Origin of the sequence: Pseudomonas sp. NPDC089406 (genome assembly GCF_044900265.1) — a bacterium.
Lineage (GTDB): Bacteria > Pseudomonadota > Gammaproteobacteria > Pseudomonadales > Pseudomonadaceae > Aquipseudomonas > Aquipseudomonas fakonensis.
On the sequence record NZ_JBJDNC010000026.1, the window covers coordinates 26,560 to 41,095 of the forward strand.

14 protein-coding genes are annotated in these 14,536 nt (G+C 65.1%); 8 read left to right on the forward strand and 6 right to left on the reverse strand.

Going from position 1 to position 14,536, the window contains the following annotated elements; all coding sequences use genetic code 11:
- Positions 1-29 precede the first annotated feature (29 nt).
- The 4 genes from ACI2KK_RS18500 to ACI2KK_RS18515 all read left to right on the forward strand — a co-directional run bounded on the left by ACI2KK_RS18500 (position 30) and on the right by ACI2KK_RS18515 (position 4,467).
- The gene (locus tag ACI2KK_RS18500) at positions 30-935 is read left to right on the forward strand and encodes a glutamine amidotransferase family protein (protein WP_404670017.1); all 906 of its coding nucleotides are present in this window, start codon (positions 30-32) and stop codon (positions 933-935) included.
- 27 nt (positions 936-962) lie between these two features.
- Entirely contained in the window at positions 963-1,637 is a 675-nt protein-coding gene (locus ACI2KK_RS18505; RefSeq protein WP_404670018.1) for a protein glxC, read from the forward strand.
- 15 nt (positions 1,638-1,652) lie between these two features.
- Positions 1,653-2,978, forward strand: coding sequence for an FMN-binding glutamate synthase family protein (locus ACI2KK_RS18510; RefSeq protein ID WP_217839236.1), 1,326 nt, complete (start codon positions 1,653-1,655; stop codon positions 2,976-2,978).
- 187 nt (positions 2,979-3,165) lie between these two features.
- Positions 3,166-4,467, forward strand: a complete 1,302-nt coding sequence (locus ACI2KK_RS18515; RefSeq protein WP_404670019.1) for an ammonium transporter — start codon at positions 3,166-3,168, stop codon at positions 4,465-4,467.
- Positions 4,468-4,568: 101 nt separating this feature from the next.
- Here the strand turns inward: ACI2KK_RS18515 and ACI2KK_RS18520 are convergent, their stop codons facing one another.
- A complete protein-coding gene (locus ACI2KK_RS18520; protein ID WP_217839234.1) occupies positions 4,569-5,621 on the reverse strand; it encodes a proline racemase family protein in 1,053 nt (350 codons plus the stop codon).
- 438 nt (positions 5,622-6,059) lie between these two features.
- Between ACI2KK_RS18520 and ACI2KK_RS18525 the strand changes: the two genes are divergently transcribed.
- Positions 6,060-7,391, forward strand: a complete 1,332-nt coding sequence (locus ACI2KK_RS18525) for an MFS transporter (protein WP_404670020.1) — start codon at positions 6,060-6,062, stop codon at positions 7,389-7,391.
- A 202-nt stretch (positions 7,392-7,593) separates the two neighbouring features.
- Here the strand turns inward: ACI2KK_RS18525 and ACI2KK_RS18530 are convergent, their stop codons facing one another.
- The 5 genes from ACI2KK_RS18530 to ACI2KK_RS18550 all read right to left on the reverse strand — a co-directional run bounded on the left by ACI2KK_RS18530 (position 7,594) and on the right by ACI2KK_RS18550 (position 11,396).
- On the reverse strand, positions 7,594-7,899 hold the full coding sequence (locus ACI2KK_RS18530) for a hypothetical protein (RefSeq protein ID WP_404670021.1): 306 nt from the start codon (positions 7,897-7,899) through the stop codon (positions 7,594-7,596).
- A 211-nt stretch (positions 7,900-8,110) separates the two neighbouring features.
- Positions 8,111-8,866 carry a hypothetical protein gene (locus tag ACI2KK_RS18535; protein ID WP_404670022.1) on the reverse strand — a complete coding sequence of 252 codons (756 nt, stop codon included), beginning with the start codon at positions 8,864-8,866 and terminating at the stop codon, positions 8,111-8,113.
- Positions 8,867-9,066: 200 nt separating this feature from the next.
- Positions 9,067-9,474 (reverse strand): SRPBCC family protein, encoded by a 408-nt coding sequence (locus ACI2KK_RS18540; RefSeq protein WP_404670023.1) that lies wholly within the window; start codon positions 9,472-9,474, stop codon positions 9,067-9,069.
- Positions 9,475-9,495: 21 nt separating this feature from the next.
- Entirely contained in the window at positions 9,496-10,293 is a 798-nt protein-coding gene (locus tag ACI2KK_RS18545; protein ID WP_404670024.1) for an SDR family NAD(P)-dependent oxidoreductase, read from the reverse strand.
- Between the two features lie 209 nt (positions 10,294-10,502).
- Positions 10,503-11,396 (reverse strand): LysR substrate-binding domain-containing protein, encoded by an 894-nt coding sequence (locus tag ACI2KK_RS18550; protein ID WP_217842906.1) that lies wholly within the window; start codon positions 11,394-11,396, stop codon positions 10,503-10,505.
- Between the two features lie 172 nt (positions 11,397-11,568).
- Here ACI2KK_RS18550 and ACI2KK_RS18555 point away from each other — a divergent pair, with 172 nt between their 5' ends.
- The 3 genes from ACI2KK_RS18555 to ttdB are packed head-to-tail and all read left to right on the forward strand — an operon-like array spanning position 11,569 to position 14,457.
- Complete coding sequence (locus tag ACI2KK_RS18555) at positions 11,569-12,882, forward strand: dicarboxylate/amino acid:cation symporter (protein WP_404670025.1); 1,314 nt, start codon at positions 11,569-11,571, stop codon at positions 12,880-12,882.
- Between the two features lie 34 nt (positions 12,883-12,916).
- Positions 12,917-13,828, forward strand: coding sequence for a L(+)-tartrate dehydratase subunit alpha (gene ttdA / locus ACI2KK_RS18560; RefSeq protein ID WP_404670026.1), 912 nt, complete (start codon positions 12,917-12,919; stop codon positions 13,826-13,828).
- 20 nt (positions 13,829-13,848) lie between these two features.
- The gene (ttdB, locus tag ACI2KK_RS18565; protein WP_404670072.1) at positions 13,849-14,457 is read left to right on the forward strand and encodes a L(+)-tartrate dehydratase subunit beta; all 609 of its coding nucleotides are present in this window, start codon (positions 13,849-13,851) and stop codon (positions 14,455-14,457) included.
- The last annotated feature ends 79 nt before the right edge of the window (positions 14,458-14,536 follow it).

Here is a 14,536-nt window from a genome sequence, read left to right on the forward strand (position 1 = left end):
GCTACCCACTGCCTAGAAGGAGCATCACCATGTGTGGAATCGTAGGTCTGTACCTGAAAAAAACCGGGCTGGAACCCCAGCTCGGCAAGCTGTTCGAACCCATGCTCCAAGCCATGACCGACCGTGGCCCTGACAGCGCCGGCTTTGCCATCTACGGCGACGAGGTGGCCGATGGCTGGGTCAAGCTGACCCTGCAGGCCACCCGCAACGACTACCCCTGGGCTGAGCTGATGGGCCAGCTCGAAGGCCGGCTGGGCTGCTCGCTGGACTGGTTCCAGAACGCCAGCGCCGCCGTGCTCAAGGTGCACACCACTGAAGCCGCCGCGCGCCAGGCGCTGGCCGAACTTGCCGCCGAGGTGCGCATCATGAGCGCCGGGCAGAGCATCGAAATTCTCAAGGGCATGGGCCTGCCGGCGGAGATTTCCAGCCGCTTCGGCCTGGCCGGCATGCAGGGCAGCCACATCATCGGCCATACCCGCATGGCCACCGAAAGCGCGGTGACCATGGAAGGCAGCCACCCGTTCTCCACCGGTGCCGACCTGTGCCTGGTGCACAACGGCTCGCTGTCCAATCACTTCCGCCTGCGCCAGGAGCTCAAGCGCGAAGGCATCAGCTTCGAGACCGACAACGACACCGAGGTGGCCGCCGGCTACCTGACCTGGCGCCTGCAACAGGGCGACAGCCTGGCCCAGGCCCTGGACGGCGCGCTGCAGGACCTGGACGGCTTCTTCACCTTCGCCATCGGCACCCGCAACGGCTTTGCCGTGATCCGCGACCCGATCGCCTGCAAGCCGGCAGTACTGGCCGAAACCGACGACTACGTGGCCATGGCCTCGGAGTACCAGGCCCTGGCCAGCCTGCCGGGCATCGAAAACGCCAAGGTCTGGGAGCCGGCCCCGGCCACCCTGTACGTCTGGGAGCGCGAAAGCGCCTGACCTGCCACCGAACCCCTGGAGAACTTCATGAAGACGATCGACCTTTCCAGCACCTCGGTGCGAGTCCTCAACCAGTCCCTGCACGGTGATGTGCAAGGCAGCGAATGGCGGGTGAGCCACCCCGACGGCAAGCACAACCTGGCGGTGGGCATCAACGCCTCGGTGTCGGTGGATATCGACGGCCACGCCGGCTACTACTGCGCCGGCATGAACCAGCAGGCCAGCATCACTGTGCACGGCAACGTCGGCGTGGGCGTGGCCGAGAACATGATGTCCGGCTCGGTACGCATCAAGGGCAGCGCCTCCCAGGCCGCCGGCGCCACGGCCCATGGCGGGCTGCTGGTGATCGAAGGCGATGCCGGTGCCCGTTGCGGCATCTCGATGAAGGGCGTCGACATCGTGGTCGGCGGCAGCATTGGCCACATGAGCTGCTTCATGGGCCAGGCCGGGCGTTTGGTGGTGTGCGGCGATGCCGGCGATGCGCTGGGCGATTCGCTGTACGAGGTGCGCATCTATGTCAAAGGTTCGGTGCAGTCGCTGGGCTCGGACTGCATCGAGAAAGAGATGCGCGCCGAGCACCTGCAAGAGCTGCAGGAACTGCTGGACCAGGCCGGCCTTGCGCACAAGGCGGCTGATTTCAAACGCTACGGCTCGGCTCGCCAGCTGTACAACTTCAAAGTCGACAACGCCAGCGCGTACTGATCCAGGAGCAACCCCATGAGCGAGAAATTCCCCCCGGTACTGCGTGAGTCGGCCACCTTCGATCGCCTGACCATTCAAGAGATCCAGCGCGCCGCCGAAACCGGCATTTACGACATCCGCGGCGGCGGCACCAAGCGCCGCGTGCCGCACTTTGACGACCTGCTGCTGCTGGGCGCCAGCGTGTCGCGCTACCCGCTGGAAGGCTACCGCGAGAAATGCGGCACTGACGTGGTGCTGGGCAACCGCTTTGCGAAAAAGCCGATCCACCTGAAGATCCCGGTGACCATCGCCGGCATGAGCTTCGGCGCGCTGTCGGCCAACGCCAAGGAGGCCCTGGGCCGTGGCGCCACCATCGCCGGCACCAGCACCACCACCGGTGACGGCGGTATGACCCCGGAAGAGCGCGGCCAGTCGCAGCACCTGGTGTACCAGTACCTGCCATCGCGCTACGGCATGAACCCGGACGATCTGCGCAAGGCCGATGCCATCGAGATCGTTCTGGGGCAGGGTGCCAAGCCGGGCGGCGGCGGCATGCTGCTGGGCATGAAGGTCACCGAGCGGGTGGCCGGCATGCGCACTCTGCCGATCGGCGTCGACCAGCGCAGTGCCTGCCGCCACCCGGACTGGACCGGCCCGGACGACCTGGCGATCAAGATCGCCGAGCTGCGCGAGATCACTGACTGGGAGAAACCCATCTACGTGAAGATCGGCGCCAGCCGCCCGTACTACGACGTCAAGCTGGCGGTGAAGGCCGGCGCCGATGTGATCGTGCTCGACGGCATGCAGGGCGGTACCGCCGCCACGCAGGAGGTGTTCATCGAGCACGTCGGCATCCCGATCTTGCCGGCCATCCCCCAGGCGGTGCAGGCGCTGCAGGAGATGGGCATGCACCGCAAGGTGCAGTTGATCGTCTCGGGCGGCATCCGCAACGGCGCCGACGTGGCCAAGGCCATGGCCCTGGGCGCCGACGCGGTGGCCATCGGCACCGCCGCGCTGATCGCCCTGGGCGACAACCACCCGCGCCTGGATGCGCAGCTCAAGGAGATCGGTTCGGCGGCGGGCTTCTACGACGACTGGCAGAACGGCCGCGACCCGGCCGGCATCACCACCCAGGACCCGGAGCTGGCCAAGCGCCTGAACCCGGAAGAGGCCGGCCGGCGCCTGGCCAATTACCTGCGGGTGCTGGTGCTGGAGGCGCAGACCATGGCCCGCGCCTGCGGCAAGTCGCACCTGCACAACCTCGACCCCGAGGACCTGGTGGCCTTGACCGTGGAGGCCGCGGCCATGGCACGGGTGCCGCTGGCGGGTACCGCGTGGGTGCCGGGGCAAACCCAGTACTGACAGGCCTGCAGGGCCTGTCGCAATGGCAGGCCAACCCCGCCCCTGTAGGAGCCGGCTTGCCGGCGATAGGGCCATCGGCCGCGCCACAGCTTCAGGGTTGTGAGTTGCAGGCCCGGCCCCATCGCCGGCAAGCCGGCTCCTACAGGTGAACGGGGCTTCTTATTCCGATCACACAGGAGTGCCCCGCATGAAGCTTGCCCTTGCTGTTGTGCTGTTCGCGTTGACGCCGCTGGCCCACGCCGCCGACCCCACCCTCGACACCGGCAACACCGCCTGGATGATCTGCGCGGCGATGTTCGTGCTGATGATGTGCATCCCGGGCCTCGCGCTGTTTTACGGTGGCATGGTGCGGGCCAAGAACTTCCTGTCGGTGTTCACCCAGCTGTTCGCCGTGGCCGGGGTCATCGGCATCCTCTGGGTGCTGTTCGGCTACAGCCTGGTGGTCAGCACCGAGGGCATGGTCGAGGGGCAGTTGACCTTCAACAGTTTCATCGGCGGCCTGGACAAGGCGCTGATGCTGAATATCGGCCACGACAGCCTGGTGGGCACCATCCCCGAAGGGGTGTTCGCGGTGTTCCAGCTGACCTTCGCCATCATCACCCCGGCGCTGATCGCCGGCGGCTTTGCCGAACGCATGAAGTTCAGCGCCTCGCTGCTGTTCATGGGCGGCTGGTTCGTGCTGGTGTACGCGCCCATCGCCCACATGGTGTGGGGCGGGCCGGGGGCGTTGATGGTCAACTGGGGTGTGCTCGACTTTGCCGGCGGCACCGCCGTGCATATCAATTCCGGCGTGGCGGCCCTGGCCGCAGCGCTGATGCTGGGCAAGCGCAAGGGCTACCCGCAGGTGGCCATGCCGCCGCACAACCTTGGCTTCACCCTGGTGGGCGCAGGGCTGTTGTGGGTGGGCTGGTTTGGTTTCAATGTCGGTTCCGGGCTTGCCGCCAACCAGGGCGCCGGGGTGGTGATGCTGGCGACCATGGTCGCGGCCTGCGCCGGCATCGTCGGCTGGTTGCTCACCGAAACCTTGATGCATGGCCGGCCCACGGCGCTGGGCGCGGCGTCCGGGGCATTGGCCGGGCTGGTGGGCATCACCCCGGCGTGCGCCTTCGTCGGGCCACTGGGGGCGGTGGTGATCGGTTTGCTGACCGGGGCCATCTGCTTTTTTGCGGTGACCAAGCTCAAGCAGGCGCTGGGCTATGACGACAGCCTGGATGTGTTCGGCCTGCATGGCGTGGGCGGTATCGTCGGGGCGCTGCTGACCGGGGTATTCGCCGCGCCGGCGCTGGGGGGGTATGTGCAGGGCGTGACGCCGTTGGGGCAGGCGCTGGTGCAGTTGAAGGGGGTGGCGTTCACCTTCGTGTATTGCTTTGTGGTGAGCTGGGCGATTCTTGGGGCGATCAAGCTGGCGATCGGCTTGCGCGCTTCGCGTGAGGATGAAGAGCAGGGGCTGGATTTGGCCGAGCATAACGAGCGGGCGTACAACCTGTGAGGGCCTTATCGCCGGCAAGCCGGCTCCTACAGGCGATCGCGTAATCCTGGATACCGCGTAACCCTGTAGGAGCCGGCTTGCCGGCGATGAGGCCAGACCTGTCAGGCCCAGATATCACTCACCACAAACCCTTCGGTGAACGGGTCATCATGGTCCAGCACATAGGTGTTCAGGCCATAGATCCAGCTGGTGCCGGTAATGGTCGGCACCACGGCGGTGTAGTCGCCGATGCGGGTTTCTTCCACCAGGCGCCCGGTGAACACGTTGCCCAGCACGCCCTGGTGGCGGAAGTCCTGGTTCAGCGGCAGTTCACCCTTGGCGTGCAGGATGGCCATCTTGGCGCAGGTGCCGGTGCCGCACGGGCAACGGTCGAGGGCGCCGGTCCAGGTGGACGGGTTGTCCCAGTCCAGCTCGCCCGAGGCCACGGTCACGGCGTTCTTCCAGTCGGCGTCGGGGCTGTCGGTGGGGCCGGACAGCTGCGAAATGGTAATGCCGATGCCCGGGTAGTCCGGGTGCGCCACCGGCAGTTGCTCGATGGCCGCCTGGCGGATCATCGCGCTGATGCGGGCGATTTCGGCGCCGTGCTCAGGCGTCAGTTCAATGTGCGGGAACTGGCGCACATCGGCGATCACGTAGAACATGCCGCCCCAGCCCACATCCACGGTCACCTCGCCCAGGTGCGGCACCTGGATCTTCGCGTCCAGGTGCGCGGCGAAGGCCGGCACGTTCTTGAAGGTGACGCTCTTGACCTTGCCGTTGCGGCACTCGGCCTTGATGCCGATCAGCCCGGCCGGGGCTTCGAGAATCAGCTCGGTGACCGGCTCCTTCATCGGCAGCATGCCCATCTCCAGCAGCACGGTGACCACCGAAATGGTGTTGCCACCGGACATCACCGGGTACTCCACCTGCTCCATGATGATGTAACCGGCGTCGGCGTCCGGGTGGCTCGGCGGCACGATGATGTTGCAGCACAGCGGCGGGTAGCCGCGTGGTTCGCGCAGCATCAGTTTGCGCAGCTGGTCGTCGTTTTCCCGCAGCCAGACCATTTTCTCGTGCACGGTATTACCGGGAATATGCGGCACGCCCCCGGTAATCACTCGCATCGGTTCGCCAGCGTGCGTATCGACCGCGTGGATGGTTCTTTTGAAGGCCATGGAAGTCTCCGGTTTCTTATCGATTGTGGGTAGGGCAGGGGGCGTCGAATCGCCCGCTTGTTTGCACTTTCTCACCACCAGGGCCTGCGCCCCTATAACGCCCCGGACAGCTCATATGACGTTGGCGCAGCGCCGCTGCTTGCGGGCAAACCCAGGCAAACCGGGGCCTGGCCGATTTCTCGCATTCTTTGAGGTAATCCTTCTATTTCCTGACCTCATGCGAGCTTAGGCTGAAAAACAGGCGACACGTCCTGCAAAAAACCACTTGCGAAGATGCTCAACAACGGCGGCAGGGACAGCCGTGCGCCACACGAGGGTGAACTTCAAAAGACCACGCCCAAGTAACGATTCATTCTAAAAACAATAGTGATGGCCCGAACCTGCAGAAGTATTGCGTGCCCGGTGTCATCTGCCTCGAGCAGCGAAGAGACAATAACAATGACCATCGACAACAAGATTTCACTGGAAGACGCGCCCCTGAACGCCTTCCACAAAAAACTGGCCGTCTACTCCTCCGGCGCGCCGTTTCTGGATGGCTACATCCTCAGCATCATCGGCGTGGTGCTGGTGCAACTGAGCCAGGCCCTGCAACTGAGCGTGTTCGAAGAAGGCATGGTGGCGGCGGCGTCCTTGATCGGCATGTTCTTCGGCGGTTTCGTTGGCGGCCTGTTCACCGACAAGCTCGGGCGCAAGACCCTTTACGTGCTGGTGCTGGTGGCCCTGGCGGTGTTCTCCTTGGGGCAGTTCTGGGTCACCTCTGCCGCAGCGTTGATTGCCCTGCGCTTCGCCCTGGGCGTGGCCATCGGTGCCGACCACCCGCTGGCCACCTCGCTGCTGGCGGAGTTTCTGCCACGCAAGCAGCGCGGCTCGATCCTCGCCAGCCTGGTGATGATGTGGTTCGTCGGTGCGGCGGTAGCCTATGTAGCCGGTGAGTTCATCCTGCGCGCCATGGGCCCCGAGGCCTGGCGCTGGGCGCTGGCCAGCGCCGTGGTGCCGGCGGTGATGTTCCTGATCATGCGCGCCGGCACCCCGGAGTCGGCGCGCTGGCTGCTGAGCAAGGGCCGCACCGCCGAGGCCGACCAGGTGATCAAGCGCGTGTATGGCAACAAGTTCTCCATCGCCGACCTGCCGGAGCCGGTGTCCGAGCGCCGGGTGTCGGTGGGCGCGCTGTTCCACTCGCACTATGGCAAGCGCATCTTCTTCGTTAGCCTGTTCTGGACCTGCTCGATCATCCCGCAGTTCGCCATCTACGCCTTCGCGCCGAAGATCCTCAGCGCCATGGGCCTGACCGGCGACCTGGCGGCCTGGGGCGCGGTGGCCATCACCATCATCTTCGTGTTCGGTTGCATGCTCGGGGTGAAGCTGATCAACCCGCTGGGCCGCCGGCGCATGCTGATGCACAGCTTCCTGTGGTCGGGCCTGGCGCTGTTGCTGCTGGGCTTGTTCCCGGAAGGCGCCGGCCTGCTGACCCTGGCTTTGTTTGGTAGCTACGCGCTGTTCATCGGCGGTGCCCAGGTGCTGCAGTACGTGTACCCCAACGAGCTGTTCCCCACCGAAGTGCGCGGCTCGGCCGTGGGCCTGGCCACCTCACTGTCGCGCATCGGGGCGGCCATCGGGACCTACCTGGTGCCGATGTCGCTGTCCTCGATCGGCATTGCCAACACCATGATCGCGGCGTTCGGCATCTCGATGGTGGGGCTGCTGGTGACCTGGCTGATGGCGCCGGAAACCCGCTCGCTGGATTTGGCCAAGGCCAGCGCCGCGGCATAAAGACAATCGCCGGCAAGCCGGCTCCTACAGGATCGCGCGAAGCTCGAACAAAGCGCCGTACCTGTGGGAGCGGCTTTAGCCGCGAACACCGGCAAAGCCGGTGCCATCCACCGCGTTGGCTGCTTCGCGGCTAAAGCCGCTCCCACAGGGATTGCATAAGCCTCTGTAGGAGCCGGCTTGCCGGCGATGAGGCCCGTGCAGGTCAGCGGCGATAGTGGCCGTGATCATCCTGATAACGATGGTCATGGTGGTAAGCCGCCGCCCGGCGCCGTTCGATTTCGCGGCGGTGCTGTTCCTTGCGCCATTGCTCCTTGCGCCACTGCTCGCGGCGCCAGTCATCGCGCCGCGAATGCCAGCGGCCATCGCGCCAGTAGCGGTCATCGTCATGGGCCAGCACTGGCGCCTGTTGCAGCGCTGCGCTGCTGGCCAGGCTCGGCCAGGGGTTCTCGGCCTTGGTGGTTGCAAAAGCCGGGGCTTGATGGGCTGGCACCGGGCTGGAAGCCTTCATCTGGGAAGCCATCGCCGAGCCCGTTGCCCCAAGGGCGAGCAGGCCAAGCACAAGCAGGCGAGAGACAGAGCGTTTCATCATCGGGCACCTTCCGGTTGTCGCGACCGAAGTGGGCCGCGCTTGATCACATAGACCGGCAACGGGCGAAAAGTTCTGTAAAGTTTTTGTCAGTAATGTCAACGGTTTCAATAGCTTGCGGGTTTTATAGCGGCTAGCTGAAGTCCACATCCAGGCGCAGGGCGCGGACCTTGACGGGTTTTTCGTTCAGGTGCGGGTAGTCGTAGTGAATGTCCTGGTCGTCCAGGTTGATGATCGATTCGAGGGTGCCGCCGTTCAGGTACCCCTGAATCTCCACGCCGTACCAGGCGTCGGTGTGGCGGATGCAGGGGGTTGGGTCATCGCTGGCTTCGATGTGGCAGTCGTCATCCAGCTGCATGTCGAATCTGACGAGGTAGTCGTGGCCTTGGGTGAGCTCGCTGGGGGCGTGGCCGATGAAGCATCGCAGTTGCGTGCCGGCCACCTGCAGCAGGCAGTCGTGTTCGTCATCGGGGCAGAGGTGCAGCAGGGTTACCTGAGTCTTTGCGGGTAGGGCGGTGGGCTCCGGGGCGTCCAGCAGCGCTTGCAGATAGGGCGAGCGGCTTGGCTTGGCAGGCGCCTGCAGCCAGAAGAAGCGCATGGCCGCGAGGATATCGGCATCGGCCTGGATGGCCTGCGACGCGGCCAGGTGCCCTGGGTGGTAGCTGGCGTGGGTGGCCTGATGATCGCGCAGGCTTTCGACCAGGATGCAGGCAATGGCCGCCCGGGTGTCGAGGCTCAAGCTGTGGTCTGTGAGCAGGTCGGTTGCCGGGGCGATGATAGCCGGGCTGGCATGCACGAACTCCCAGTCCTGTTCGGGGCCGGTCATCGGCAGGTCCAGCAGGCGGGCCACGGTCATGCAGGTTTCGGGGGCGGCGCCGTAGTACTTCATGTGTCTCATCCTTGTGACGTTTAGTGGGCGGGCACTTTAGCAGGGTCGGCCTCATCGCCGGCAAGCCGGCTCCTGCAGGTACAGCGCGGGCCTGAAGGTCATGTGATTGACGTGGGAGCGGGCTTGGCCCGCGATACCGGCGTAGCCGGTGCCACCCATCGCGGGGCAATGCAAATCAGAGGGCTGGCAGGTTCAGGGCCTCAACCCAGGCTTTGCGCCAAGGCTTGCAACCCGCCCTCATAAATACCGGTGAACAACGCCACCGCCTCTTCATCACTCACCCCGACCGGGGTGAACTCGCCCGACCATTGCACCAGGCTACCCTGGCCATCGGCCTTGACCCGCAGGGTCGACAGGTAGCCGGTCACCGGGAACGGGCTGCTGAGGATGCTGTAGCTGTAGCTGCGCTGCGCTTCATCGAAGGCCATCAGGCGCTCGACGATGGCATTGCCGTGCGGGTCTTTCAGCGAGCGCACGCGGCCGCCTTCGCTGGACAGGCTTTCAGGGATGAACGCCAGCCAGTCGGGCAGGCTGTCGAAGCCGCCGATCAGGGCCCAGACGTGGGCCGGGCTGTGCGGGGTGTGCAGGGATGCTTGAGCGTTTGCCATGTCGGTAGTCTTCCTTCGGATTCAAATGGCCAGGCTGTCCACCACACCGCCGTCGACCCGCAGGGCCGCGCCGGTGGTGGCGCTGGAGTAAGGGGAGGCGAGGTACACCACCAGGTGGGCGACTTCGTCCACCTCGGCGACGCGCTGGATGATCGAGCTGGGCCGGGCGCGGCGCACGAAGTGGTCGGCTTCATCGCGAATGCTGCGCCCCGAAGCCTTGGCCGCATCGGCCACCAGGCTGGCGACGCCGTCGGTCAGGGTCGGGCCGGGCAATACTGAGTTGACGGTGACGCCGGTACCGGCCAGGCGTTTGGCCAGGCCGTGGGACACCGCCAGGTTGGCGCTTTTGGTCACGCCGTAGTTGATCATGTCGGCAGGCGTGGCGATGCCGGACTCCGAAGAGATGAACACAATCCGTCCCCAGCCTTTTTCGACCATGCCCGGGGCGTATTGGCGGGCCAGGCGCACACCGGACAGTACGTTGGTTTCATAGAAGCGCGACCACTCGCTGTCGGGCACCTCGAAGAAGTCGACGTCGTCGTAGATACCCAGGTTGTTGACCACAATATCCGCCGACGGGTGGGCGGCGAACAGCGCCTGGGCGCCGTCTGCCGTGCCCAGATCGGCGACCACGCCGTGCACCTGGCCACGCCCGCCCTGGGCGCGCAGCTCGGCCAGGGCGGCGTCGAGCGAGCGCTGGCTGCGGCCGGCGATGACCACGTCGGCATGGGCGCGGGCCAGGCCGCGGGCAATGGCCAGGCCGATACCGCCGGTCGAGCCGCTGATGATGGCGGTACGCCCGCCGAGGTCGATGTTCATGGGATGGCTCCTGTGGGTGAAGAATATCGGTGGAGTCATGCTAGTTGCTGTTTGGCGAGCCCGTACAAGACTTGATTTGCCTCGGGTGAGACCTGCCTGGGCCAAGCTGCGCAGCCCCTGTAGGAGCCGGCTTGCCGGCGATAGGGCCAGCAGCCCCAGCGCACAAGCCAGGCCCCATCGCCGACAAGCCGGCTCCTACAGAGCCTGGTTCAGACCCCCTGGCGGAAAAAACCACGCAAATGCTCGACGAAAAACGCCACCTTCGCCGACAGGTTCAAGCGCTCCAGATAAACCGCATAAATATCCGCCGGCGGCGTCTCCCAGTCCGCCAGCACCTCCACCAGCCGCCCGCTCTCCAGGTGCTGATGCAGGTTCCACTCGGCGCGCATCAGGATCCCCTGATCGTCCAGCGCCCAGTTCAGCGCCACCTCGCCATCGTTGGTGCTCAGCCGCCCGGCCACCTTCACCGTCTCGCTCTGCTTGCCGCGGCTGAACCGCCACAGCCCGAACGCGGCGTCGTTCTGGCGCAGCACGATGCAGTCGTGCTGCGCCAGGTCCTTCGGTGCCTGGGGCGTGCCGAACGCAGCAAGGTAGGCCGGGGTGGCGCACAGCCGCCGGCGGTTGGCGGCGATACGCCGGGCAATCAGCCGCGAGTCGGGCAGCTCGCCAAAGCGGATGGCTACATCGATGGCATCGTCCGGCAGGTTGATCGGCCGGTCGCTCAGGTGCAGTTGCACCTCCACCTCCGGGTAGCGCCGGGCGAACGAGGCGATGGCCGGGGCCACGTGGGTGCGGCCAAAGCCCAGCGGCGCATTGACCCGCAGCAAGCCCTTGGGCTCGGCGCGGCTGCTGGACACCTGGCGCTCCATCTCTTCGATTTCTTCAAGGATGCGCCGGGCGTTGACCAGGTAGGTCTCGCCCTCGGCGGTCAGGCTGATGCTGCGGGTGGTGCGGTTGAGCAGGCGCACGCCCAGGCGCTGCTCCAGTTGCGCCAGGCGCTTGGAAACCGCAGGCGGGGTGAGGTTCAGCTCCCGGGCCGTGGCGGCAAGGCTGCCCACGCGCACCAGCTGGGTGAAGAAGGCCAGTTCCGACACCGGGTTCATTGATAACTCCAGGGAAACAATGATGTGAATTCGATTGTATTACAGCAATCCAGAAAAACCATTAACGTTCGCTTGCCTGATTAACCACAAAAAAACTGGGCTATTCAGCTGCCTGCCTGGCAAGCCCGCACCGCCACTCAATCCGACCCACAACAATAATTCGGAGACGGCAATGGCCAAGCGCTACCTTGGAAAACTCTACGTACAAGTGCTCATCGGGGTGACCCTGGGCATCCTGCTCGGGCTGTTCTGGCCCCACATCGGTGTCGACCTCAAGCCCCTGGGCGATGCCTTCATCAAGCTGATCAAGATGGTCTTCGCCCCGGTGATCTTCGCCACCGTGGTGCTGGGCATCGCCAAGATGGAAAACATGAAAGAGCTCGGCCGTGTCGGCTCGCGAGCGCTGATTTATTTTGAAGTGTTGTCCACCTTCGCCCTGGTGCTCGGGCTGCTGGTGGTCAACCTGGTGCAGCCGGGGCAGGGCATGAATGTCGATGCCTCCACCCTCGACATCAAGAGCATCGAGACCTATACCGCAGCCGCGGCGCAAGGCACCGGTGGTTTCACCGACTTCCTGCTGCAGGTGATTCCGGCCAGCGTCACCGACGCCCTGGCCAAGAACAACATCCTGCAGATCCTGCTGTTCTCGACCCTGTTCGGCATCGCCCTGGCGCACCTCGGCCCACGCGGCAAGCCGGTGGTGGATGTGCTCGAAAGCTTCTCCCACGGCATGTTCCACATCGTCGGCATGATCATGCGCCTGGCGCCGCTGGCCGCCTGCGGGGCGATGGCCTTCACCGTCGGCAAGTACGGCCTGGGCTCGATCGTCTCGCTGGGCAAGCTGGTCGCCACCATGTACCTGACCTGCTTCATGTTCGTGGTCATCGTGCTGGGCTTCATCGCACGCCTGTCGGGCTTCAGCCTGTGGAAGTTCCTCAAGTACTTGAAGGAAGAGCTGTTCACCGTGCTCGGCACCAGCTCGTCGGAGTCGGTGGTGCCGCAGCTGATGACCAAGCTGGAGCGGGTCGGGGTATCCAAACCCGTGGTCGGTCTGGTGATCCCTTCGGGGCTGACCTTCAACCCCGATGGCCAGTGCATCTACTACACCATGGCCGCGATCTTCATCGCCCAGGCCACCAACACCCCGCTGAGCCTGATGGACCAACTGATCGTGCTCGGCGTGCTGCTGCTCACCTCCAAGGGCTCGGCGGGGGTCACCGGCTCCGGCTTCATCACCCTGGCCGCCACCCTGGCGACCATGGACAAGATCCCGGTGGCCGGCATGGTCCTGCTGCTGGGGGTGGACCGCTTCATGTCCGAGGCCCGCGCCATCACCAACACCATCGGCAACGCCGTCGGCACCGTGGCCATCGCCCGCTGGGTCGGCGCCCTCGACCTGCAGCGCCTGCACCAGGTGCTCGACGGCCAGCCCGAGCCACAACCCGAACCGCCGGCCACCGCGCCAGCCCTTACCCGTAACGCCTGACCAACGCCTTGTGATGCAAAGAGGAGATAACAACGTGGATACCACACTCGACAAAGACGCCGCCGTAGACAACCTCACCGACGTGCTGGCCAAGTTCACCGCCTACATCGGCAAGCGCCTGCCCAGGGATGTGAAGGCCAAGACCGCCAAGCTGCGCGCCGCCGAAACCAACCCGCTGGCCATCGCCGTGTACGACTCGATGGCCGACAACCAGGAGTACGCCGACAAGCTCAACCGCCCCAGCTGCCAGGACACCGGGGTGATCCAGTACTTCATCAGTGCCGGCGCACGCTTCCCGCTGCTGGGCGAGATGGAGGGCATCCTCGAGAACGCCACCAAGGAAGCCACCGTGCACGGGCCGCTGCGCCACAACGCGGTAGAGACCTTCATCGAGAAGAACACCGGCACCAACACCGGCTCGAAGATCCCGTGGCTGGACTGGGAAATCATCCCCGACGCCGACTACGCCATCGTCGACGTGTACATGGCCGGTGGCGGCTGCACGCTGCCGGGTTCGGCCAAGGTGCTGATGCCGGGGCAGGGCTACGAAGGGGTGACCGAGTTCGTCTTCGACGTGATCACCTCGCGCGGGGTCAACGCCTGCCCGCCGCTGTTGGTGGGGGTGGGGGTATCGACCTCGGTGGAAACCGCGGCGCGCCTGTCGAAAAAGGCGATCTTGCGCGAGGTGGACTCCAGCCACCCCAACGCAAGCGCAGCCATGATGGAAAAGCTGCTGGAAGAGGGCCTGAACGAAATCGGCATCGGCCCCCAGGGCCTGACCGGCAACAGCAGCGTGATGGGGGTGAACATCGAGTCTTCGGCGCGCCACCCCTCGACCATCGGCGTGGCCGTGTCCACCGGCTGCTGGGCGCACCGGCGCGGCAAGATCCGCATCAATGCCGACCTGACCTACGACATCCTCTCCCATGAAGGCGTGATCTTGTGAACAGCACTGTGAACAGCCCTGTGAAAAAAATCATCAACACCCCCATCAGCGACGAAGACCTGGCTGGCCTGAACGTGGGCGATGTGGTCTACCTCACCGGCCAACTGGTGACCTGCCGCGACGTGGCCCACCGCCGCCTGATCGAGTTGGGCCGCGAACTGCCGGTGGACCTGCGCGGCGGCGCGATCTTCCACGCCGGCCCCATCGTCAGGAAGAAGGACGACGGCAGTTTCGAGATGGTCTCCATCGGCCCGACCACCAGCATGCGCATGGAAAAGTTCGAGAAGCAGTTCATCGAGCAGACCGGCGTCAAGCTGATCGTCGGCAAGGGCGGCATGGGGCCGGAAACCACCACCGGCTGCCTTGAGAACAAGGCCGTGCACGCGGTGTTCCCCGGTGGCTGCGCGGTATTGGCGGCCACCCAGGTGGAGGAGATCGAGCGCGCCGAATGGCAGGATTTGGGCATGCCCGAAACCCTCTGGGTCAACCGCGTGCGCGAGTTCGGGCCGCTGATCATCTCGATCGACACCAAGGGCAACAACCTGTTCGAGCAGAACAAGGCCCGCTTCAATGAGCGCAAGGGTGCGGTGATCGAGAAGATCAACAGCCAGGTGCGGTTTATCAAGTAAGCCTGTAGGAGCGGCCTTGTGTCGCGATAGGGGCGCGCAGCGGCCCCAATATCTCGAATTCATGCAAGATCGCTGGGGG